General features: G+C 38.7%; 15 protein-coding genes, 1 tRNA gene and 6 pseudogenes. 14 read left to right on the forward strand and 8 right to left on the reverse strand.

Annotation, left to right across the window (positions count from 1 at the left end; genetic code table 11):
- The first annotated feature begins 18 nt into the window (after positions 1-18).
- Entirely contained in the window at positions 19-1,653 is a 1,635-nt protein-coding gene (locus P4S71_RS13400) for a CTP synthase (protein WP_033015319.1), read from the forward strand.
- Between the two features lie 276 nt (positions 1,654-1,929).
- Positions 1,930-3,228, forward strand: a complete 1,299-nt coding sequence (gene eno, locus P4S71_RS13405) for a phosphopyruvate hydratase (RefSeq protein ID WP_007377517.1) — start codon at positions 1,930-1,932, stop codon at positions 3,226-3,228.
- 199 nt (positions 3,229-3,427) lie between these two features.
- Here the strand turns inward: eno and mutH are convergent, their stop codons facing one another.
- Positions 3,428-4,099, reverse strand: a complete 672-nt coding sequence (gene mutH / locus P4S71_RS13410; RefSeq protein ID WP_337150837.1) for a DNA mismatch repair endonuclease MutH — start codon at positions 4,097-4,099, stop codon at positions 3,428-3,430.
- Positions 4,100-4,525: 426 nt separating this feature from the next.
- On the opposite strand from mutH, the gene rppH reads away from it, so the two are divergent.
- The 11 genes and pseudogenes from rppH to P4S71_RS13465 all read left to right on the forward strand — a co-directional run bounded on the left by rppH (position 4,526) and on the right by P4S71_RS13465 (position 14,311).
- A complete protein-coding gene (rppH, locus tag P4S71_RS13415; RefSeq protein WP_337150838.1) occupies positions 4,526-5,044 on the forward strand; it encodes an RNA pyrophosphohydrolase in 519 nt (172 codons plus the stop codon).
- A gap of 30 nt (positions 5,045-5,074) precedes the next feature.
- A pseudogene (gene ptsP / locus P4S71_RS13420) lies at positions 5,075-7,338 on the forward strand (phosphoenolpyruvate--protein phosphotransferase).
- Between the two features lie 90 nt (positions 7,339-7,428).
- Entirely contained in the window at positions 7,429-8,238 is an 810-nt protein-coding gene (locus tag P4S71_RS13425; protein ID WP_337150839.1) for a sulfite exporter TauE/SafE family protein, read from the forward strand.
- 12 nt (positions 8,239-8,250) lie between these two features.
- Positions 8,251-9,054 carry a prolipoprotein diacylglyceryl transferase gene (gene lgt / locus P4S71_RS13430; RefSeq protein ID WP_337150840.1) on the forward strand — a complete coding sequence of 268 codons (804 nt, stop codon included), beginning with the start codon at positions 8,251-8,253 and terminating at the stop codon, positions 9,052-9,054.
- Positions 9,055-9,064: 10 nt separating this feature from the next.
- A complete protein-coding gene (locus P4S71_RS13435; protein ID WP_008134796.1) occupies positions 9,065-9,916 on the forward strand; it encodes a thymidylate synthase in 852 nt (283 codons plus the stop codon).
- A gap of 21 nt (positions 9,917-9,937) precedes the next feature.
- Entirely contained in the window at positions 9,938-10,816 is an 879-nt protein-coding gene (gene galU / locus P4S71_RS13440) for a UTP--glucose-1-phosphate uridylyltransferase GalU (RefSeq protein ID WP_007377510.1), read from the forward strand.
- 551 nt (positions 10,817-11,367) lie between these two features.
- Positions 11,368-12,044: pseudogene (locus P4S71_RS13445) on the forward strand (SPOR domain-containing protein).
- Positions 12,045-12,183: 139 nt separating this feature from the next.
- Positions 12,184-12,777, forward strand: coding sequence for a FlgO family outer membrane protein (locus tag P4S71_RS13450; protein WP_007377507.1), 594 nt, complete (start codon positions 12,184-12,186; stop codon positions 12,775-12,777).
- 13 nt (positions 12,778-12,790) lie between these two features.
- Positions 12,791-13,484, forward strand: a pseudogene (locus P4S71_RS13455) (FlgO family outer membrane protein).
- Between the two features lie 7 nt (positions 13,485-13,491).
- Positions 13,492-14,164 (forward strand): annotated as a pseudogene (locus tag P4S71_RS13460) (FlgO family outer membrane protein).
- Between the two features lie 72 nt (positions 14,165-14,236).
- Positions 14,237-14,311: transfer RNA gene (locus tag P4S71_RS13465), tRNA-Arg, on the forward strand.
- 64 nt (positions 14,312-14,375) lie between these two features.
- Here P4S71_RS13465 and P4S71_RS13470 read toward each other — a convergent pair.
- The 4 genes and pseudogenes from P4S71_RS13470 to P4S71_RS13485 form a co-directional block, all read right to left on the reverse strand.
- The gene (locus tag P4S71_RS13470) at positions 14,376-15,272 is read right to left on the reverse strand and encodes a type II toxin-antitoxin system RelE/ParE family toxin (RefSeq protein WP_138488677.1); all 897 of its coding nucleotides are present in this window, start codon (positions 15,270-15,272) and stop codon (positions 14,376-14,378) included.
- A 1-nt stretch (position 15,273) separates the two neighbouring features.
- Entirely contained in the window at positions 15,274-16,341 is a 1,068-nt protein-coding gene (locus P4S71_RS13475; RefSeq protein WP_138488678.1) for an AAA family ATPase, read from the reverse strand.
- On the reverse strand, positions 16,338-17,552 hold the full coding sequence (locus P4S71_RS13480) for a DUF262 domain-containing protein (RefSeq protein ID WP_138488679.1): 1,215 nt from the start codon (positions 17,550-17,552) through the stop codon (positions 16,338-16,340). The genes P4S71_RS13475 and P4S71_RS13480 overlap by 4 nt, the downstream gene beginning before the upstream one ends.
- A 297-nt stretch (positions 17,553-17,849) precedes the next feature.
- Positions 17,850-18,560: pseudogene (locus P4S71_RS13485) on the reverse strand (replication endonuclease); the annotation flags it as partial.
- 292 nt (positions 18,561-18,852) lie between these two features.
- On the opposite strand from P4S71_RS13485, the gene P4S71_RS13490 reads away from it, so the two are divergent.
- On the forward strand, positions 18,853-19,827 hold the full coding sequence (locus P4S71_RS13490) for a transposase (protein WP_007377502.1): 975 nt from the start codon (positions 18,853-18,855) through the stop codon (positions 19,825-19,827).
- A 350-nt stretch (positions 19,828-20,177) separates the two neighbouring features.
- Here the strand turns inward: P4S71_RS13490 and P4S71_RS13495 are convergent, their stop codons facing one another.
- The 3 genes and pseudogenes from P4S71_RS13495 to P4S71_RS13505 form a co-directional block, all read right to left on the reverse strand.
- Entirely contained in the window at positions 20,178-21,110 is a 933-nt protein-coding gene (locus P4S71_RS13495) for an exopolyphosphatase (RefSeq protein WP_033032076.1), read from the reverse strand.
- A 147-nt stretch (positions 21,111-21,257) separates the two neighbouring features.
- Positions 21,258-22,699, reverse strand: a pseudogene (locus P4S71_RS13500) (dihydrolipoyl dehydrogenase).
- Positions 22,700-22,753: 54 nt separating this feature from the next.
- Positions 22,754-23,482 (reverse strand): glutathione peroxidase, encoded by a 729-nt coding sequence (locus tag P4S71_RS13505; RefSeq protein WP_337150841.1) that lies wholly within the window; start codon positions 23,480-23,482, stop codon positions 22,754-22,756.
- Positions 23,483-23,565: the final 83 nt, after the last annotated feature.

Consider the following 23,565-nt stretch of genomic DNA (forward strand, 5'->3'; position numbering starts at 1 on the left):
TGATATTCTAGGGTTCGCATGAGTACAAAATTTATCTTCGTTACTGGCGGAGTTGTTTCTTCGTTGGGTAAAGGTATTGCAGCAGCATCGTTGGCAGCTATTTTAGAAGCCCGTGGTTTAAATGTTACCATTTTAAAGCTGGATCCTTACATCAACGTTGACCCAGGCACAATGAGCCCAATTCAACACGGTGAAGTATACGTTACAGAAGACGGCGCAGAAACTGACCTTGATTTAGGTCACTATGAGCGTTTTATTCGTACCAAAATGACTAGTCGTAATAACTTCACACAAGGCCGTGTATACGAAGACGTATTACGTCGTGAGCGCCGTGGTGAATACCTAGGTGCAACTATTCAGGTTATTCCACATATCACTAACGATATTAAGCAACGTGTATACGACGGTGCTGAAGGTTATGATATTGCTATTGTAGAAATTGGCGGCACAGTAGGTGATATAGAATCACAACCGTTTATTGAAGCAATTCGTCAGATGGGAACTGAAATTGGTCGCGAACGCGCGCTATTTATTCACTTAACGTTAGTGCCATTCTTAGGCCCTGCCGGTGAAGTGAAAACTAAACCAACTCAGCACTCTGTTAAAGAGTTACGCTCAGTCGGTATTCAACCAGATATTCTTATTTGTCGTTCTGACCGTAAACTACCAAATAATGAGCGTGCAAAAATCTCATTATTTACAAACGTAGAAGAAAAAGCGGTTATTTCACTACCAGATGTAGACAGCATCTATAAAATTCCAGCATTATTAAAGTCGCAAGAATTAGATAATTTTGTATGTCGTCGTTTTCACTTAGATCCACCAGAAGCTGATTTAGCTGAGTGGGAACAAGTACTTTATCAAGAGTCTAACCCAACAGGTGAAGTGACAATTGGTATGGTTGGTAAATACATTGAATTACCAGATGCGTACAAATCGGTTAACGAAGCATTAAAGCATGCGGGCCTTAAAAACCGTTTAACAATTAATATCGAATACGTAGATTCACAAGATCTTGAAAGTAAAGGTGTTGAGTTACTCTCGCATTTAGATGCTATTTTAGTGCCAGGCGGCTTTGGCGGTCGTGGTGTTGAAGGTAAAATATTAGCGGCTAAATATGCGCGTGAAAATAAAGTGCCTTACTTAGGTATTTGTTTAGGTATGCAAGTAGCTCTTATTGAATATGCACGAAATGTTGCAGGCCTTAGTGATGCAAACTCAACCGAGTTTAATGCAAAATCTGCAGCACCTGTTGTTGGTTTAATTACTGAATGGCTAGATGCAGAAGGCAATGTTGAAACGCGTGATGCTGAATCTGATTTAGGTGGCACAATGCGTTTAGGCGCTCAAAAATGTCATTTAACACCGGGCTCTAAAGTACATGAAGTATACGGTAGTGATGAAATTGTTGAGCGTCATCGCCATCGCTACGAAGTTAACAACAACTTTGTAGAGCAATTAGAAAAAGCAGGTTTAAGCTTTACCGGTTTATCAGAAGATAAAAAACTGGTAGAAATTATCGAAAATAAAGATCACCCTTGGTTTATTGCCGCGCAGTTCCATCCGGAATTCACGTCAACCCCACGTGATGGTCACCCGCTATTTGAAGGGTTTGTAGCAGCCGCTCATATCCACCAAAAAGCGTCATCGTAATTTAAAAAGGCCGTGCATATTGCACGGCTTTTTTGTTTTAAGGGCTGACTAATACCAATTTTATTAAAAACATGAGCATTGTATCGCATTAAATAACTCACTCACTGCGTTAAAAATTACTCATATAGAACAACTATATGTCATAATTTCTGCCTTGTTATTGAGCTATTTTCTTAGCGCTATAATAGCTCACTAATTTAATGCAATTGGTATAAACTATATAAAACGTAGTAAAGTTAGTCGAACTCACCATTTTGGGAATATAGAGGAATCAAGATGTCAAAAATCGTAAAAGTAATAGGTCGCGAAATTATGGACTCGCGTGGTAACCCAACTGTTGAAGCTGATGTACATTTAGCTGATGGTTCATGGGGCCGTGCTGCAGCACCTTCTGGTGCATCTACAGGTACTCGCGAAGCATTAGAGTTACGTGATGGTGACAAAACGCGTTATTTAGGTAAAGGCGTATTAAAAGCAGTTGGTTATATCAACAAAGAAATTGCTGACGCTTTAGCTGGTCAAAATGCATTAGAGCAAAGTACTGTTGATAAAGTAATGCTAGATTTAGATGGTACCGAAAATAAAGAAAAATTAGGTGCCAATGCAATCTTAGCTGTATCACTAGCAACAGCAAAAGCAGCTGCACAATCTAAAAAGGTTGAGCTTTATGAACATATTGCTGACTTAAACGGCACGCCGGGTGTTTATTCAATGCCACTTCCAATGATGAACATCATCAATGGTGGCGAGCATGCAGATAACTCTGTAGACATCCAAGAGTTTATGATCCAACCTGTTGGCGCTACTAACTTCCGCGAAGGTCTACGTATGGGCGCTGAAGTATTTCATAGCCTTGCTAAAGTACTTAAAGCTGATGGCCATTCAACAGCAGTTGGCGATGAAGGTGGTTTTGCGCCTAACCTTGCATCTAACGAAGCGGCTCTTGCTGCAATCAAAGTAGCTGTCGCAAACGCAGGTTACGAGCTAGGTAAAGATATTACTTTAGCGATGGATTGTGCAGCATCTGAGTTTTACGACAAAGAAGCAAACATCTACGACCTTAAGGGTGAAGGTAAAAAATTCACTTCTGAAGAATTTAACTTCTTCTTACAAGATCTTACTGAACAGTACCCAATCGTTTCTATCGAAGATGGTCTTGATGAGTCTGATTGGGATGGCTTTGCACATCAAACTAAGCTAATGGGTGATAAAATCCAATTAGTAGGTGATGATTTATTCGTAACAAATACTAAGATTTTAAAACGTGGTATCGACAACGGTATTGCTAACTCAATCTTAATTAAGTTTAACCAAATCGGTTCTTTAACTGAAACGTTAGCAGCAATTAAAATGGCTAAAGACGCTGGTTTCACTGTTGTTATTTCTCACCGTTCTGGTGAAACTGAAGATTCAACAATTGCTGATTTAGCAGTGGGTACTGCTGCAGGTCAAATTAAAACAGGTTCATTGAGCCGTTCTGACCGTGTTGCAAAGTACAACCAATTGCTACGTATTGAAGAGCAATTAGGCGATAAAGCACCGTACAACGGTCTTAAAGAAGTTAAAGGTCAGTAATTCTATTTTATATAGAATCTAATTTTTAATTTTAGATGATAAAATCCTCGCACAAGCGGGGATTTTTTATGCCTGATACTTTTATTCAAAGAGATGAAAATAAGTTGTAGGTGTTAAGCTTGCTGACGCGCACGCAGTGCGAAAAGGAAGATTCACAAATAATAACTCTTTGTTTAAGTCTTACTACTTTACAGAGCACTCAAAGCTGAAATTGCTGTTTTAAAATCTCGCCAGTAAAGCTGGTTTTTAGATAAAAGCCACGGGGCAGGGTTTTTATTATTTGCCCATTAGGGCCAATGGCATCAGTGACTATTTTGCTATGGGCCGCTTTTGGGCGTATTTGCATTGCATCGCCTAAATGGCCCGATATTTCGTCAATTCGGCCAAGTGCAATTAACTCCATTTGCTCTTCCCAGTCGCGCTGTAATAAAGCGTCCTGCTCAGGTGTGGGTTGCCATAAAAAGCCACTGCCGATTGTTCTATCAAATGGAGCAATATCACGCTCGCTTAAAATAGGTAGCCATAAAACGTGATTAAGCTTTTTGCGAACGCTGCTGGTATGCCACGCCATCCCCGTCACGTTCATTAGTGGCGTTACAGATACAAATGTTGTTTCCAGTGGTTTCCCTTTATAAGAAATAGGGAGTGTTTTTAGCTCTATGCCTAAATCTTCAAAATCGGGTAGTGGTTTAGAGCCTGCAGTTGCACCTAAAACGTATTCTATTAATTGTCCCGTCCAGCCTTTTTCTCGCAGTAAATCGTCAGGCGTTTTAAAGTTATACTCATTGGCTAATTGGCCAAGTGTCAGGCCTGCAATATTATCAACCCGCTTTATTAGGTCATTAATTGAATGTGGTTTTGTTGGTCGCATATCACTAATTTGAGTTGAATAAATCACCTTGTCATGATAGCAAATCAGCTAAGCCGTGGATATCTTTGCGTTTGTGTGTTTTTTGTACATGAGGTGTTTGCTGTAATTTTACACACGCTAAAAAGTGAGCGAATTAACTTAAGTAACTGAACTGCTTTGTAATTTTGTGTTTTATAGTTCAGCTTTAATTAAGTGAGATTAGAGTTGCAGGGATAAATACAGATGTATGAACAAGTTTATCCACAGATTCTGTGGAGAAAGTCAGTTTTTAGATCTCATATTGTGGATTTGTTTGCAAAATGAGCGTGTTTTACAAAAGTTATGCACAAGCTGTGGGTAAGCAGAGTAAAACTCGTAATAGTATTTGCCGTATTGCGGGTTATGTGGAACAATCATAAAAAATCGACTTACAAATGAGGCACTAAGGTGATTGATGCCGAAGGTTTTCGTGCCAATGTCGGAATTGTAATTTGCAATAATCAGGGACAGGTGTTTTGGGCCAGACGCTATGGTCAACATTCTTGGCAATTTCCCCAAGGTGGTGTTGATGATGGTGAGACAGCAGAACAAACCATGTACCGCGAGTTACACGAAGAAGTAGGGCTGCGACCAGAAGATGTAGAAATAGTCGCAAGCTCAAAACATTGGTTACGCTATAAATTACCCAAACGATTAATCCGCCGAGACTCTAGTCCGGTGTGTATTGAGCAAAAACAAAAATGGTTTTTACTAAAATTACGCTGTAAAGACGAAGATGTAAATTTACTTAAAACCCATCATCCTGAATTTGATGATTGGCGCTGGGTAAGTTATTGGTATCCTGTAAGACAGGTTGTATCGTTTAAACGGGATGTTTATCGACGAGTAATGAAAGAGTTTGCTCCTTTCGCCATGCCTTTTAATAAGAGAGAACAACATAAAGATCATTGGCGAAGTAAAAGGTAGTAATTTCTCGATACAATAAAGGAGCAGGGTATGCTGGCTACACTGAGATCTATTGCGGAGTCTGTATCGCGGCAAGCGAATTTAGACAGCGCATTAGTGTGCTTTGTGCAAATGGTGAAAGATGCCATGAAAACCCAGTGCTGCTCCATTTATTTTGCAGATTACAGCCAAGACAATTTTGTACTTATGGCAACCGAAGGACTAAACCCCGATGCGGTAGGTAAGTTTAGAATTGGTTTTACCGAAGGTTTAGTTGGCCTAGTAGCGCAACGCGAAGAACCTATTAATATTGCATTTGCTAAATCGCATCCGCGTTTTAAGCTCTCCCCTGAAGTAAATGAAGAAGGCTACAACGCTTTTTTATCTGTACCCGTTGTTCATCAAAAAAAGTATTGGGTGTTATTGTCGTTCAACAAAAAATGGCGCGTGTATTTAGCCAAGATGAAGAGTCATTTTTAATTACGCTTTCTGCTCAACTGGCTTCACAGTTAGCACATGCCGAAATTAAAGAAGTTTTGCGCCAAGATGAATCATCTCATCAAACATCGGTATTAAAAGGCGTATCGAGTGCGCCGGGTATCGGTATTGGACAGGCATTTGTACTTTTGCCTAAACTTGATTTTAAATCGATTGAACTCAAAAAAGATCATGATACAACAGAGCAACGCCGTTTGTTTACACAAGCCGTAGCTGCAACGCGTAAAGAATTTAGTACCCTTTCGATGACGCTAAGTGATTCTATTCCGCACGAAGCTCTTGCTGTATTTGATGTTTACCAACAGCTACTTGATGCAAAAAGTTTAGGCCACAATGTAGAAATGCAATTACAAGAAGGCTGGTGTGCTAAAAGTGCATTAAAAATTGTAATAGAGCGTTTAATATCTCAATTTAATGCCATGCAAGACCCTTACATAAAAGAGCGCGCCGTTGATGTTAAAGACATTGGCTTGCGGGTACTGCATCATCTTGTAAATACCGAACATGCTGTTAAAAATTACCCTCCCAATACAATTTTGATTGCCAATACGTTAACACCAGCAATGCTTGCAGAAGTACCAAAAGGGCATTTAACCGGTGTCGTTAGTGTAAATGGCTCAGCAAATAGTCACGCGTCTATATTAACGCGTGCAATGGGTATTCCTGCTATTTGGGGTATAGAGGATTTACCTTTATTGCAGTTTGACGGTAAATCAATGATTTTAGATGCATTTGCAGGGCGTTTATACATATCGCCATCGCAAATGTTAATGGATGAATACACCGAATTACAGCATCAAGATAATCTACTTAATAATCGCTTTTTAGCAGAGCAAGACTCAGAATCAATTACGCTTGACGGTGAGCATGTTAGCTTATTATTGAACGCAGGCCTTGAGCTTAATACCGAGCAAAGTAGTTCACATATTTGTGACGGTGTAGGGCTTTATCGAACCGAAGCGTGGTTTATGCAAAAAGGTCAGTTTCCTTCGCAATCAGAGCAAGAAAATTGGTATCGAGAAGTACTAACTAGCTATCATCCCAATCCTGTGGTTATGCGAACATTAGACATAGGTGGCGATAAGGTTCTTGATTACTTTAACATAACCGAAGAAAACCCATTTTTAGGTTGGCGTGGTATTCGTATCAGCCTTGATCACCCTGAATTGTTTTTAGATCAACTCAAAGCCATGCTTAAAGCCAATATAGGTTTAGGTAATTTAAAAATAATGCTGCCAATGATCAGCGGCACTGAAGAAGTAGACGAGTCACTCGCATTGTTTGAGCAGGCTTATTTTGAGCTAAGTGAAAAATACCCAGAACAACAAATAGAAAGACCCGATATAGGTATTATGCTTGAAGTGCCATCAAGCGTATTTATGCTGCCAGAGTGGTCTAAAAAAATTGATTTTTGCTCCGTAGGCAGTAACGATTTAACGCAGTATTTATTAGCGGTAGATAGAGCAAATGCCCGAGTTGCTGAGTTGTTTAATCCCTATCACCCTGGCGTACTTAGAGTGCTTAATAAAATAGCCTGCGAGTGCGAACAGTATGAGTTACCTTTTAGTTTATGTGGAGAGTTAGGCGGCGATCCTGAAGGTGCAATACTCCTTATTGCTATGGGATACAGGCGCTTAAGCATGAATCTATCATCACTTAATAAAGTTAAGTGGGTACTTAGACGTTTAAGTGTAAGTGATATGGAACAATTACTCACTGCATGTTTGGCGCAGTCGACTGCAAAGCAAGTACTGCGTTTAACACGTAATTTTATGTTAGAACATCACTTAGGTGACTTGTTTTACACGCCAAAATAACTAAGTTCGCCGAATTAATTTAAATACGAAGATGCTATTAGTTTTATAATCCTTTAATATATAAGTCTCCAAAGGGTATTTGAGATTACTATGTATGACTTAGGTTTGTTAGTCGCAAGCTGCGCACTACTAGGCTGTATTGTCGGGTTTTTAGCGGGTTTACTAGGCATTGGCGGCGGTTTAATTATTGTCCCTGTACTCAGTGCGTTACTGCTATCATTTAATGTAACCTCAGCAGATCATGTATTAGTGATTGCTATTGCAACGTCACTTGCTTCTATTTTATTTACCTCCACCTCTTCAGCGTTGGCTCATCATAAAAATGATAATGTGCCTTGGGCAATTGCGCCTTGGGTTATGTCGGGTGTGGCTTTAGGCGCGCTTATTAGCGGCTTTGCAGCTAGCCTTATTCCTGAGCAAATATTGCGCACTGTGTTTGCTGTAAGTGTTGTATTTATAGCAGGGAGAATGGTGCTTTCAACTCGTAATAAACCAATGTCAGAAAAACCGTTACCAGCAGGTCCTATTTTAGGCGGGATTTCGGCAATAATGGGCGGGTTATCAGGTTTGATAGGTATTGGTGGCGGCGCATTAATAGTCCCTATGCTTAATTATTTTTCGGTTGATATAAAAAAAGCAATTGGTTGTGCCGCAGCCTGCGGAATTGTTATAGCATTATTTGGCTCTATTGGTTATGTCAGTGCCGGCTGGCACGTGACTGATTTAGAACATGGTTTTGCAGGATTTGTGTATCTTCCTGCGTTATTTGGTATTGTATTAACGTCGTGGTTTGTTGCACCTATTGGTGCTAAAGCAATTCATTATTCACCCGTTAGTACAATAAAGAAAGTTTTCGCGGTGCTGCTTGTAGTTATCGCAATTAAAATGGTTTTTAGCTAAAGGTTTATTTTTATGGCACTTGAGTTTCCTCAAATCGATCCAATAATTTTTTCAGTTGGGCCACTTAGCGTACGTTGGTACGGCTTAATGTATTTAATAGGTTTTGCATTTGCGATGTGGTTTGCAAATCGTCAAGCGTCAAAACCAAACTCTGGTTGGACTAAAGACCAAGTAAGCGATTTACTGTTTTACGGCATGTTAGGGGTAATACTAGGTGGGCGTATTGGCTACGTATTGTTTTACCAGTTTAGTTATTTTATAGAAAACCCACTGTATTTATTTAGAATAGAATCAGGGCGGCATGTCGTTTCATGGTGGAACACTTGGCGTTATAACCGCCGTCGCAATTTTTCGTGGACGCGCAAAAAATCGCTTCTTCAAGTAGGCGACTTTGTTGCACCATTGGTTCCTGTAGGGCTTTTAGCCGGACGTATTGGTAACTTTATAAACGGTGAGTTATGGGGCCGAGTTACCGACGTGCCATGGGCAATGGTATTTCCAACGGGCGGTCCGCTTGCGCGTCACCCATCGCAATTATACGAAGCATTTTTTGAAGGCTTAGTGCTCTTTTTAATCTTGCAATGGTTTATTAAAAAGCCTCGTCCGGCAGGCAGCGTAGCCGGTGTGTTTTTATTAGGTTACGGCGTGTTTAGGTTCTGTATCGAATACTTCCGCCAACCAGATGCACAACTCGGTTTATTTGCCGACTTTATTTCAATGGGGCAAATACTTTCGCTTCCTATGATAGTAGGCGGATTTGGGTTATTAATTTGGGCATATAAGCAACCACAACACGTTACAACAGCTAAGGCATAATACAAAAAACATGAAACAATATTTAAAGTTATGTCAGCGTATTGTTGACGAAGGGCAGTGGGTAGAAAACAAACGTACAGGCACGCGTTGTTTAACTGTAATTAATGCTGATTTAGAATACGATGTAGCTAATAATCAGTTTCCGATGATCACCACACGAAAAAGTTACTACAAAGCAGCGATTGCTGAATTACTAGGTTACTTACGTGGTTACGACAGTGCTGAGCAGTTTCGTGATATTGGTTGTAAAACATGGGATGCCAATGCGAACGATAATAACGCATGGCTTAATAATCCTAACCGTAAAGGTGAGGACGACATGGGACGCGTTTATGGCGTGCAAGGGCGTGGTTGGCAACGCCCAGATGGTTCAACGCTTGATCAGCTCGCTAAAGTTATTAATAACTTAAAAAATGGCATTGATGACCGTGGTGAGATAATCACGTTTTATAACCCAGGCGAATTTGAGCTTGGTTGTTTGCGCCCGTGTATGCATACGCACACCTTTTCGTTGCTTGGCGATACCTTATATTTAACGTCTTATCAGCGCAGTTGTGATGTGCCGCTTGGCTTGAACTTTAATCAAATACAATGCTTTGTATTATTGGCGCTAGTAGCTCAAATTACTGGTCATAAAGCGGGTAAGGCATACCATAAAATTGCCAATGCACATATTTATGAAAACCAACTTGAGTTGATGCGAGATGTGCAGTTAACACGTCAGCCATTTGCATCGCCTCAACTAAAAATTAATCCAAAAATTAAATCGTTAGAAGATATAGAAACGTGGGTAACACGAGACGATTTCGAAGTAACAGGCTATCAATGCCACGAAGCGATTCAATATCCATTTTCAGTATAATAAAAGATTAAGGAAAACATAATGAAAGCAGTGATCCCCGTAGCGGGCCTTGGTACTCGCATGTTACCAGCAACAAAAGCAATTCCTAAAGAAATGCTGCCAGTGGTAGACCGTCCTTTAATTCAATACGTAGTTAATGAAGCAGTTGCTGCCGGTATTAAAGAGATAGTGCTAGTAACGCATTCAAGTAAAAACTCAATCGAAAATCACTTCGACACCAGTTTTGAACTAGAAGCAACTTTAGAGAAGCGTGTTAAGCGGCAATTACTTGCCGAAGTGCAAGCTATTTGCCCTAAAGACGTAACCATTATTCACGTACGCCAAGGTGAAGCCAAAGGCCTAGGGCATGCTATTAGCTGCGCGGCACCGATTATTGGTAACGAACCATTCGTAGTTATTTTACCAGACGTAATTATTGATGATGTCGAGAGCGATCTTAAAAAAGATAACTTAGCAGAAATGATCGCACACTTTAACGAAACCAAGCACAGCCAAATTATGGTAGAGCCAGTACCAATGGCACAAGTAAACCAATTTGGTGTAGTTGATTTAGGTGACGTTGAGTTAAAGCAGGGCGAAAGCTCGCCAATTATGAATATGGTAGAAAAACCACCTGTAGACGAAGCACCATCAAACTTAGCGGTAGTGGGTCGTTATGTGTTAAGTGAAAATATCTGGCCTTTACTTGCAAAAACTCCGCAAGGAGCAGGCGATGAAATTCAGTTAACAGATGCAATTGCGATGCTTATGGAGCACGAAAAAGTAGATGCATACGCTATAAAAGGCCGTAGCCACGACTGTGGAAGTAAAGTTGGTTATTTAAAAGCGACTATTGAATTTGCCCTACGCCGTGATGAATTTGCAGATGAACTAAAAGCATTTATTAAAGCGTTGATTTAATTTAAAAGATAACGTTAATAATAAAAAGGCGCCAAAATGGCGCCTTTTTTAATGTTTAACCAGAGCTCTGGTTAAGAGATATACTAACATATTGAATTATGGTGATATTTAAATTTATTTTCTCTAGCCAGAGGTTTTCAGTGAAAACAAGGCGAATTTACGCGTCAATAGCTTTTGGGGATGAAGTTATTATCGAAATTTTGGGTTAAATACACTGTTGCAAACGTAGTATCTAAAAATACAGCAACTCAAAAACTGTTGTTATTTTAAGGATTGAATATATTTAAATGCGCGGTTTTTAAGTTATATTGTTGTTTTTGTGTTAATTGGCACTAAATTTGTATTAAATGTTTTCTTAAGGATAAAGGGACCCGCATTAATTGTTTTTTAGAACACAATTAAAGCTGAAATGAGTTGTTCCCATGGCCTATTTAAAGTTAAACGCTTAGTACCAACTTGCAATAATGTTTAATCAAGCGAATTGGTATAATTTATAAGAATGTTTAGCTGAAATGTAAGTGTAATTACACTGCTTTCAGGATAACGAATACATGTTTAAACATAAAAATAATAATAAAAATATAATTCTAAGTCTTTTAACGTTTGTATTTTGTACTGCCTGTGCTTCTACGTTAGAAGTAAACCAGTTAGAAAAACCAAGTAATTTACCAGAATATGTGTCAATCACAGCCTTAGAGCTTGCTCAGTTAAAAGATGCAGCAATGCAATGGCAACAAGCTAGAGCGGGCCTTGAGCGTATTTTAAGGCTCGAAAAAGAGATCACTTATTTAGTTGACCATATCGACATTATTAACACTAAAGCGATAACGCAATCCAACCAACGTTATACTCGTGCTGATACACGCAATCCTACAGCTGCTCATACTATAAAAGCGCTTTCGAAAGCACCTAAACATAGCTACAGTAAAAAACGGGCTGTAAAATTAAATACGCTTAAGCATTCATTTTCATTACAAGTGGCATCAGTTAGCTCTGAGCAAAGCTTAAAAAAAGTATGGCAAAACCTGAACATACAGGCAGCTCCATTGTTTAGAAAAAAATAGAGACTAACGTAGAGCAAATCCGTATTAACGATAAAACATTTTACCGCTTAAAACTGGGTTCATATCAAAAGTTAAATAACGCCAAAGCAGATTGCGAAGTATTTAAACTTTATAAACTCGATTGCATAGTAAGTAGTTACACAGATAAACCCATTAAACTATAGTTTAAACAAATAGTTGAGGTAGGCATGTTAATCGGGTTTAGGTTAAGCATTGGTGTAGGTCAACTAGCAAAATCATTCAAAAACCTTTTAGGCATAATAATTGCTTCATCTTTTGTATATTTGAAAGAGAATGGCAATTATGCGCCTTTTATTACCCCTATTATTAGTTAACTTAGCCGCTTGCAGTTTGATACCGCAACCAGCGCCAAGTATAAGCACACACGCTCCTAAAGCGGCTATGGCACCTTACACAGTTAATGATTATGTAAATACGCTAACAGTGCAGCTTAGTCATTTAAAAGAGCCGTTAAGTCGTAATTCCCGCATTGGTGTAAGTAGCTTTTATTTTGCTGATGGGCTCGACACCAAGTTAATGACAGAGCAAGCTTCAGGGCTTAGCCAACAAATCCAAGAAAGTCTATTAACCCAAATGACCCAGCTTGGTTACCATACGGTAGAGTATAGATTAGACAATAATATAACATTATCGAGTAATGCCGATAATGTACTAAGTCGCGATTTAAATAAATTACGTGAACGTCAAAAAATTGACTTAATAGTTACCGGTACTGTGACTCGTCAGCAGCATGCATATATAGTAAATGCGCGACTAGTTAATATAAACAGCAAACAAGTTTTATCAGCAGGCAGTACCGAGATCCCTATTAATGTAATGTGGGGAAATGAAAAAATTCAGCAGCGCGACGGCCTTTTATACCGCAGCGAATACTAATTTGGAGCACAAAATGAGAAACCTACTAATTACATTATGTTTGCCATTGGGATTTGGCTGTTCGCAAATGTTTAATGGCATGGAGTCAGAACAAGTAGAAGAACCGCAAAGCAATAGCCCTGTAATGCTTGTAAGTGAGCAACGCGAAGTTGCGTCGCCTGTTGTAAATAATCAACTTTTTCAGTCTGGGTTGGTTGAGCAAAATAACTACACTAAATCAATGCCCGCCAAGCGTAAAAATATTAACCATTACGTGCGTGGCATAATGCAAGACATGGTCGAAAACTTACAGTACGTAAATGATAAAACACCACTTGCTGTTTCAAGCTTTGTATTTTTAGATGATAACTACAACGATGGCAGTTTATTAGGAAATCAGATATCAGAAAGCTTTATGCACGAACTGCATAGTTTTGGTATACCGGTCATTGATTTTAAAACAACCGACTTTATGCGAGTAACACCGGCGGGTGACTTTGTATTTAGTCGCGACTATTTAGAGTTAAATCAAGATCAAAACTTTAACTACGTCCTAGCCGGTACCTTAGTGAGCCACCAAGGGGGTATTAGTAAATGCTCGTATTGTTGGTTTAAAAAGTAAAGCGGTTGTAGGCAGTGCACAAGGCTTTATTCCTCAGTCAGTTGTTGATGCGCTTAACAGCAGCTACCGAACTGATGGCATAATGCTTAAGCAAGCGGATGAGTGAGGTGATTATGCGTTATACATTAAACAGCGTGCTTAGCGCTTTTAGCATGCTAGCATTGGCAGGGTGTTCTATGACACACATTACTCAACAGCAACAAAACACAAATACCCGCGTAGATGTAAGCACACAGCATGAGCAAACACCGGAAATGCTGTCGTCGGCTAAAGTAGATGTACATGACGAATACGATTCATCACAACAATTTATGCCCCTTAACCACCATCAAACATTGGTTAATTACGTAGAGCAAATGGCCCTCGATCTCAGTCGACACCCTCGAATCAGGTAATGATACTAATGCGCATTTAAATATTGCGGTTACAACCTTAGTTAATTTAGATGCCACACTGAACAACACAAATCAGCTTGGAAATCAAATATCTGAAACCTTAATCCATCAATTACAAAAATTTGGTTATGGTGTTGTTGATTTTAAAACCACAGAAACCATAGACGTAAATAGCCGTGGCGACTTTGTTTTATCGCGTGATATAGCAAAACTTAATGAAGACCAAATGGCCAGCCACGTACTTGCAGGTACTTTAATTTATCGACGTAATGGCGTTGCGGTCAATGCGCGTGTTATTAACATAGACACCAAGCAAGTTGTTGCCACTAGCCGAAAATTAATACCGTTATACGTACTAAATAAAGAAGATATATACTTATCAAGCAATTAAGTTCAGTTGTCGCTTGATATAAAAAACCAGATACCGTTATAATTCACATCTCTAAGCACACAGCTTATTTGTGGCCTCTTAGTTAAATGGATATAACGGCCCCCTCCTAAGGGGCAGTTGCAGGTTCGATTCCTGCAGGGGCTACCAATTAAATCAATGAGTTACGGTTTTAGCCCTTGCTTCCCACCTTTCTGTGTAGCACATATGTAGCTCAAGCTGCGTATGTTTTGATAAATATATCTTCGGCTTGTTGTATATTTTGTTTGTATCCTTCATTGTCAGATTTTTTAATGAAACCTACTAAGAGGATATTCTTATTATTGTAAGTTCTATAAAGCATCCTAATCGCTCCTCCTGAAAAGGCACTGAACCTGACTTCCCATAGGCCTGGTGTTCCAACAATTGATTTAAACAGCGGCTCATTGCCTCTGAAGTTTCTTTCATTGCAGTAGCTTAGCTTCTTGTAGACAATATTTTTGTTTTCGATATTTAATTCAGAAAACCATTTTAAGACTTCATTAGATATTAATGCTGTAGAACAAGCCGTATTTAATTGTAGTGAGTTATATATCTCATACAAAAGGCTACCATGCGCTTTTGTAGAGATATTATCAATGATACAAGTATTATGATTGTATTCACCGTTCTGTGTTTTATTAAACTCTAATTGATGATTATTCCACTCTGGAGAAGTGTTCAAGCTTAAGAGTTTTGCACTTAGATGATCAGATATACTAAAAACATCAGAAAATTGATATATACCTTGGTTGGGAAGAAAATATGTGAAGTTGCCAATTTCATCCAATTCATTATCATTAAAAAAATCTAAGGCGGGAGATTTATCTTCTATTTCTAATAAAACTGATAGGAGGTCAAATTCGCTTTGAGCCTCAAGGTAAGTTAAGAAGTCATTATATGTAAACCCCTCACAAAGCTCTAATTCATGCAAACATAAATCTTTTAAAGCATCTAAATAAAAAATGACTCTATCGTTATCTTCTATAAATAATTCCAATACGCCCTGAAGAGCGTCACCAAACAGCTCAACTGCTAACTGTTCAGAATCTGCTGGAAAGCTATTTGTATTAATACAAAGCAAATGATCCATATTACTTCCTTGCTAATTTAGCTCTTACTTTCATTGATTGATCAAAAAAACCATTAGGCCAAAAGTTTAGCTTCCCGTTTTCGTCCATCTTGGGAGTTTGAATCGTTGTTTCAGATTTTGTATTTTCTTTAGATAGGTAATGAAAAACTACATCAGAGTGCGAAACATGTTTCTCTTTGCAGGCAAGTCTAATGCCATCCATCAAATGGTCGCTATGAGTTTCAATTATCATCTGTATGCCGTGAGAAGCGGCAATACCTAGTAAAACCCCCATAGCAGTTTGACCTTTGGGGTGAAGGTGGGTTTCAGGATTTTCAATTATAATGATAGTATTATTTTTTCTTAATTTATCCCACTTATCACCCCAGTCATCATCCCATCCCTGCAGTGGTTTTTCAGCTATATGTCCTAAAATTGTAGTAATTATAGGAAGAGCATTACTTATTCCAAAGCCAACATTTTTAGGTCGGAACTCATCGAATGTAGCTTGTGATATATCAACCTTGGGATTTAGTTTATATTGAAATTCTACATTAGGAGATATTTCAGATAACCATCCTTTTATAGCTAAAGGAAGTGTATCTCCTTCACCATTTTCATGCTGAATCGATTCTGGAACTATAGAAAGTGATAGCTTGTCAATAAACTCATATACATATTCACCTCTATCGCCTATGGTAGGAAAGCTTAAACTATTACTTAGAGGCAAATAAGTCTGAGGGCCAAGTCTATCAGCTGATATAAAAGATAATATAGGTTTTTTCCTAGGAGCTTCTTGCTTTGATTCATCTTCATGAAGTATGAGTTTATCATCTGATTTATCAACAAAGCATAGCTTTATCTCTATTGGTTCGTTTGGGTTTGCGAACTTTGATCTTAGTTCCTTTAAAGAACCATAACCTTCTAGTAAAGGTGATCTATTATTGCATGCTCTTTCATACATTCTTAGTGATTGTATAATTGAACTTTTCCCACAATTGTTTAAACCAGAAAGAATTGTCAACGGTTTAAGTGGTAATTTTAAATCAACAAAAGATTTAAAATTTACTAGGTTTAATGTTTCAATCATAACACTTCCAAATATTTGTTAACTAAGCTATTGAAAGTGTTATACCGAAAGTTAACACCTCTAACTGCTTGTGAAGCATGTCTACTAATAGAGTTAATTAAATCGTCATTCAATAGTTGTTGCTTATAGTCCCTGTTGAATTCAATTTTATTTTTTAGTAGCTTATTAAAGTCCTCTTCAGAAAGTTTACATAAAATGTTTGACCAACATTCGAAGAGAGCTTTATTCACAGGAGTCTTTTTATCATCATGAATTGTAGACTTTCTAAAAGCATGCTCACCAAATAACCTTTTAGCTCTATACATTGCTAATTCAAAGTTATACCTAATTTCATCAATGGAATTTGTTTTTATTACTGGGATCTGGCTTTCAGGAAATAATTTTATGAGTTTACGTTCTTCAAGCTCTGGAAATAAATTAATTACTCTCATTGCATCACTAAGCCATTTATCTAGGCTAGCTTTATAATCAACCTTATCAAATATATAAAATGCGACAAAGCGAAGGATTAGCTCTCTTGTTGCCATCCTTTTATCGTTTATTTTTGAGTTAATGGCGTCGATAAAATATTGACTCCCCATTAATTGTTTTAGCAACTCAGTTGAAGTTCCTTGATATAACGCATGCCTTATTTCTTGGCTTGTTAATGGTAGTCCACCAGTGTTGATTCTTTTGAAAATATTGCGTTTTACATCTTCAGGTGTTCCGGGGTTAATAACAGTAAACCTTAACTCCGTTTCCATTATAGTATTTAGTACTCTTTGACACTTTGGATCTTCTTCCATTTGCGCAAATGTCATTGCACCAAATTTCTTTTGTAGAAACTCTAGCTTTTGTAACTTTAATGGCAAACCAGTCAGTGGACTTAACAGTAAGAAATCTCTAATTGTAGATAATCTTTGTAGGCCATCGACTACCTCCCATTCGCCTTGCTCATTTGCAGATACATAAAACATTGGCAAAGGGATTTTAAGCATAATAGATTCTATCAGCTGACTTTTACGAGTTTCATCCCAAACTTCGTTTCTCTGAAAGTCGGGCGATAAGCGAATAGAGCCTTGTTTCAACCTTCTCTTAATTGCATCCATAGATACAACTTTCTGTTCGATAGATATTTTTTCTGGATCAAAGGGCTCAAGTATTTCTTCTTCAAACTCCTCTTCAAAATCATCATCTGTTAGTCGAGGAGCATCAATATTTATATTTTCCAAGAGAAATCCCTATTACTTAAGTCATTTTTTATATTCTATACAAATTTTATAATAATAGAACCTTAACAAGATACCACACTTAATACAGGCTCAAACTAAAGTACAGTTATTTACAGAACTCCAAGTAAGATCTTTTTGCCATTCTGGCAAATAGTGAACTAAAGGTTATTTTGGACTTTGAGATAGTATTTGATGTGAGCTAAAGCTCAATAGGTAGCTTTAGCTATTTGAAATGTTGTATTTAACTGTAATTTTATCTAAATGTGATAGCTTTAGCTATTACGTTTTAGCTTTAGGTTATGCCTTTTCTACCTTCCATGAATAGTGCCTTGTGATGATGGCTTTACCAGCGAACCACAAGCCTTTTACTTTGAGTATCAGTTCACCATCGTAATAGCTTTGTAAGCACTCGCCAGTTTCCTCTACGATGTTTAAATTGGTGTGTAATTTGATAGGTCGATCTTTTAGCTTTGTGTTTAAACCGCCCATAGCAAGTATGTAGCCTTTCCAATCGCTGTTATCAGCAGCAAAGCGAGCTTGTTCTAATAGGCTGTCTTTTTTATCCTTAAACATAGAGCGCAAACGTCTTAATTCGCGCCATACGGAAACGCTAGCACCGCCAATTTGTTGAAACTGGCGAATGCACCAACACGATGCCCACGCGTCAATACGTTGCGCTACAAGCAGCGAATCGTTACCGAACCTATCTTCACCTACACCTTCACCATCTATATTTTTCGCTATGTATTTTAAAATATAGCCAGTTGCAGAGCCTTTATTTGGGTCTATTTGTTTAAAGTCACAGCGGTTTTCCGCTGCGCCTTTTTCGTCACCATCAACTTCTAACGCGTAATGGCGAATAATTGCTTTTAATGCGTCTAGTTTTTCGCTCTCAATAAAAAACAGCATATGCCAATGCGGTGTACCATCATGTTGTGGCTCTGCTACACGAAAACCATAAGGCGCAATATTTTGACGTTTAAACTCTGCGCGGGCTTTTTGCCATTGGTGGTTTACAAAGAAACAACAAAGACACCCATTCTAATTTTTGCACTTTGTAAAACGAAGTGCTAGTCTTTATTTAGTGCAAAAAACAAGCAGGATGTTACATGGCCAGAAACAACACAGACACCCATTCTAATTTTTGCACTTTGTAAAACGAAGTACTAGTCTTTATTTAGTGCAAAAAACAAGCAGGGTGTTACATGGCAATAACAAACAAAGACACCCATTCTAATTTTGCACTTTATGAAACGAAGTACTAGGCTTTATTTAGTGCAAAAAACAAGCAGGGTGTTACATGGCAATCGCAAGAAAGCGCCAAGTAAGTTTGGTCGATACAAAATATTATCACTGTATTTCACGTTGTGTTCGCCGTGCTTTTTTATGTGGCGAAGACCATTTCACCGGTCAATCTTATGAGCATCGTAGAGGTTGGGTTGAAGATAAGCTGCTTGAATTAGCTAAGGTATTTTGTATTGATGTATGCGCTTATGCAGTGATGAGTAATCACACTCACTTAGTACTGTATGTTGATGATAAAAAAGCAAACAGGCTGAATGATAAAGCGATTGTTATTCGCTGGCATAAACTCTGTAAAGGCACATTGTTAACGCAGAAATATGTACAAGGTGAAAAGCTAAGTAAAGCTGAACTTATCTTTTTTAATCAAACAGTAAAGGAATACCGAGAGCGCTTATCAAGTATTAGCTGGTTTATGAGGTTATTAAATGAAGACATTGCGCGCAGAGCAAATAAAGAAGATAACTGTACTGGCCGTTTTTGGGAGGGACGATTTAGATCCCAAGCATTATTAGATGAAGCAGCACTTGCCGCCTGTATGGCGTATGTCGATTTAAATCCCATCAGAGCCAAAATGGCAAATACACCAGAGGAATCAGACCATACCAGCATCAAACAACGCTTAACACGGGCAAACGAAGGCAAGCAACCAAAACAACTGCTCCGCTTTGCAGGCATGCCACGTCAAATAATGCCAAAAGGACTCCCGTTTGAGCTTAAATCGTATCTTGAACTTGTTGAGTTAACAGGGCGTTGTATGCGAGAAGATAAACGCGGGTATATTGAAAGTACACGCTTACCCTTACTCGAAAGAGTAAATATCTCCCCCGAAAACTGGTTAAAACTCACCACACAATTTACACGCGTATTTCACGGTGCAGTAGGGAGGCCCACTTCACAAGTGAGTTACTGTGAAAACTTAAACCGAAAACGGCGAGCGAATATAAGTAACTGCGAAAAGCTACTCGCATAACGTTTAAACAACTCAATAAAAATTAAAACTGCAATGATGCAGCTATTTTCATGCGCGTAATTTAAGTTTAACAGTGATAATGGCTTATTTGGTAATCCCCCGAAAAATAATAATATAAAAAGAAATGAATTCTTGGTCAAAAAAGTAAATTTAATGACACAATATTATTTGTACAATTAGATAGAGTGGCTGTCCTGTTTAATCAGTTTAATCAGCCTTTTACTTCGAGTATGAGTTCTCCATCGTAATAGCTTTGTAAGTATGCTTTATTATTTTTATACACAAAAAAAGCGAGTAAACGTCAATTTACTCGCTCTATTAATAGTTTAAAAAATGCTAAATTTTAATGCCTAACCATCACTTGTAATTGTATCGATTAACTCACTAAGTACGGCTTCTGCTTGGCTTGTTTCTACTTGGCAAGTACCTGCATTTAAGTGCCCGCCACCATTATATTTTAAGCATAGCTCGCCAACATTGGTGTTTGAGGTACGGTTGGTGATTGATTTACCAATTGCGTACACTACGTTTTGCTTTTTAAGGCCCCACAGTTTATGAATTGAGATGTTGCAGTTGGGGTACATGGCGTAAATAACAAAGCGGTTGGTAGCGTAAATAGTTTCTTCTTGGGTTAAATCAAGTACCACTAAATTTTTATGGACAGTGGCGCATTGAGTAATTTGCTCTTTTGCTTTTTCGTTATGCTCGTTATATAAAGCAACACGTTCGGCTACATCTTCTATTTGCAGTATTTGTTCAATGCTTTGGTTTTTACAGGCGTCAATGAGTTTCATCATTAATTGGTAGTTTGAAATTTTAAACTCACGGAAACGGCCTAACCCTGTGCGTGCATCCATAATGAAGTTCATTAATACCCAATCTGTTGGGTTTAATATTTCGTCTTTTGAAAACTGAGCGGCATCACCTTTGTCTACGGCGTCCATCATTTCAACTGAGATGTTCGGAAATTTTTCAGCGCCACCATAATAGTCATAAACTACACGTGCAGCCGAAGGCGCTTGCGGATCAATAATATGGTTTTTAATGTCGTTTGAGTTACGTACGGTTTCGCTAAGGTGATGATCAAACGCTATATGACAACCTGCAACGTAGGGAAGGTTGGTGGTAATGTCGTTTTCGGTAATGTCTATTTTACCATCTTGCATGTCTTTTGGATGAACAAACAAAATGTCGTCAATTAGGTCTAAGTCTTTTAAAAGGACGGCGCATACTAGGCCATCAAAATCACTGCGTGTAACAAGTCTAAATTTATTATTGGACATAGCTATTCCATCATTTTAATTGAGTTATCAATTGAGTGTAACAGTAAATATATTATTTGAGAGGTCTGCTTTAAAAAATTTATAAAAATAAAAAGGCCAAAGTAAATACTTTGGCCTTTGTTAGCAAGTGTATGTGCAATGAGCAGTTTATGCGCCTGGGCCACATTCCATACATGAGTTTACAATGTCTGGGCCAAATTTAAGTTTGGCGTTTAAGTCGCGAAGGGCGGTACGTAAGCCTTCTTCAATTACTGGGTGGTAAAATGGCATATCAAGCATTTGTGGTACGGTCATTTTGTTTTGTACAGCCCAAGCTAATAAGTGAGCGATGTGTTCGGCTTGTGGGCCAATAAATTCTGCACCTAAAAATAAGCCTGTACCTTGCTCTGCATATACACGCATATGACCTTTGTTTTTAAGCATTACTCGGCTACGGCCTTGGTTTTCAAAGCTGACTTCGCCTACTTCAAAACAACCGCATGGGCCTAATCGGTCAGTAATTTGCTTGTAGCTTTCGCCTACCATTGCTATTTGTGGGTCGCTAAATACAGCTGCAATTTTAGCTCTGCGCAGACCTATACGCACATCTGGAAAGCGCCCTGCATTTTGACCCGCAATAGCACCTTGGTCAGATGCTTCGTGTAGCAGTGGTAGCATGTTGCTGGCATCGCCTGCTATAAATATGTTCGACTCACCACATTGCATTGTGTGTGTGTCTGCGTGCGGTACGCCGCGTTCATCAAGTTCAATACCGGTGTTTTCAAGGCCTAGTTTATCTACGTTAGGTACTCGGCCTGTGGCTGCAAGTACGTAGTCAAACTGTTCGGTATGTTTTTCACCTTGTTTGTCGGTGTAAGTTAGCTGTGCTTTGTTGCCAACTTGCATCATGTCAGATACGTTTGAGTCGGTATCTACAAAAAATTCTTGAGCGAACACAGTGTTTGCATAGTCTTTTACTACTGGATCTGTAAGTGGGCCAATTGCGCCGCCTACACCAAATAGTTTTACATTTACGCCTAGTCGGCTAAGTGCTTGACCAATTTCAAGACACCAGGGCCAAATACAGCGACTGATTCTGGTAGGTCATCCCAATCAAATACGTCGTCGTTTATAATAAGTTTGTCGCCAAAGTTATTAAATACGCCAGGGTATGAAGGGCGTGAACCGGTGGCAATTACAAAGCGTTTTGCTGTAATAATTGTATGGTCGTCTATTTGTACGCGGTTTGTGTCTAAAAATTTAGCGTAACCACGAATTTTATCACCATCTGGTAATTCATCTACGGCTTCTACTACGAATCCTGCAAAACGATCTCGTTCACTTTTTACGCGTGCCATAACTGCTTTGCCGTCAATGACTGGCTTTGAGCTATGCACACCAAATGCAGGTGCCATTTCAATTGCGTGTGCGGCTTCGGCGGCTGCAATCAATAATTTACTAGGCATACAACCAACACGTGCGCATGTTGTGCCATATGGGCCTGATTCAATCATTAATACATTTTGTGTGAACTGTTTAGCATTACGATAAGCACTTAAACCAGCTGTACCTGCGCCTATAACAACAACATCGGTTTGCAATTCTTTCATAGTAGGTATCCTTTATTAAACAGGGGCAATAGGCCCCTGTTAATTTTTACTTAATTAAGCAAAGTATTTTTCTAAATCGTCTGAGCCGCCAATGTGTTTACCACCAATAAATATTTGTGGAACAGTATCACGACCAGATACAGCTTTAAGGCTTGTTAGTGATGCGCCTGCACCCATAACAATCTCTTCATAGGCGAAACCTTTTTCTGCAAGTAGCTCTTTCGCTTTTTTACAGAAAGGGCAGCCAGGTTTAGTAAAGATACTTACTGGTTCTGGTTTAGCTTGCTTAGGGTTGATGTAGTCAAGCATTGTGTCTGCGTCAGATACTTCAAACGGGTCGCCTGGTAAATCTGGTTCGATGAACATTTTGTCAATTACACCATCTTTAACCAGCATAGAGTATCTCCAGCTGCGCTTACCAAAGCCTAGGTCATTTTTGTCTACTAACATGCCCATGCCGTCAGTAAATTCGCCGTTGCCATCTGGTAATAAAGTAATGTTTTGCGCTTCTTGATGTTCAGCCCATGCGTTCATTACAAAGGTGTCGTTTACTGATAAACATACAATTTCGTCAACGCCGTTTTGCTTAAGTACGCCCGCTAATTCGTTGTAACGCGGTAAGTGAGTTGATGAACATGTTGGTGTAAATGCACCTGGTAGTGAAAACACTACAACCGTTTTACCTTTAAAAATGTCATCTGTTGTTACTGATTTCCATTCGTTACTTTCACGAGTTGCAAATGTAACACTTGGGATTGTTTGACCTTCGATATTGTTTAACATAGTTTTTGTTCCTCTTGATTTGTTGATAGCCATTATGGTGAATAATTAAATATAGTTCCAATCGTTTGTTTGTATTAAACTGA

The organism is Pseudoalteromonas sp. B62, assembly GCF_037162565.1.
Lineage (GTDB): Bacteria > Pseudomonadota > Gammaproteobacteria > Enterobacterales > Alteromonadaceae > Pseudoalteromonas > Pseudoalteromonas fuliginea.

Bases quoted from the DNA above. Each gene is read 5' to 3' on its own strand.
- P4S71_RS13490 (WP_007377502.1), top strand. From the start codon at position 18,853: ATGGCAATCGCAAGAAAGCGCCAAGTAAGTTTGGTCGATACAAAATAT.
- P4S71_RS13475 (WP_138488678.1), bottom strand. From the start codon at position 16,341: ATGATTGAAACATTAAACCTAGTAAATTTTAAATCTTTTGTTGATTTA.
- P4S71_RS13435 (WP_008134796.1), top strand. From the start codon at position 9,065: ATGAAACAATATTTAAAGTTATGTCAGCGTATTGTTGACGAAGGGCAG.
- P4S71_RS13425 (WP_337150839.1), top strand. From the start codon at position 7,429: ATGTATGACTTAGGTTTGTTAGTCGCAAGCTGCGCACTACTAGGCTGT.
- galU (WP_007377510.1), top strand. From the start codon at position 9,938: ATGAAAGCAGTGATCCCCGTAGCGGGCCTTGGTACTCGCATGTTACCA.
- P4S71_RS13505 (WP_337150841.1), bottom strand. From the start codon at position 23,482: ATGTTAAACAATATCGAAGGTCAAACAATCCCAAGTGTTACATTTGCA.
- eno (WP_007377517.1), top strand. From the start codon at position 1,930: ATGTCAAAAATCGTAAAAGTAATAGGTCGCGAAATTATGGACTCGCGT.
- P4S71_RS13400 (WP_033015319.1), top strand. From the start codon at position 19: ATGAGTACAAAATTTATCTTCGTTACTGGCGGAGTTGTTTCTTCGTTG.
- P4S71_RS13470 (WP_138488677.1), bottom strand. From the start codon at position 15,272: ATGGATCATTTGCTTTGTATTAATACAAATAGCTTTCCAGCAGATTCT.
- mutH (WP_337150837.1), bottom strand. From the start codon at position 4,099: ATGCGACCAACAAAACCACATTCAATTAATGACCTAATAAAGCGGGTT.
- P4S71_RS13450 (WP_007377507.1), top strand. From the start codon at position 12,184: ATGCGCCTTTTATTACCCCTATTATTAGTTAACTTAGCCGCTTGCAGT.
- lgt (WP_337150840.1), top strand. From the start codon at position 8,251: ATGGCACTTGAGTTTCCTCAAATCGATCCAATAATTTTTTCAGTTGGG.
- P4S71_RS13495 (WP_033032076.1), bottom strand. From the start codon at position 21,110: ATGTCCAATAATAAATTTAGACTTGTTACACGCAGTGATTTTGATGGC.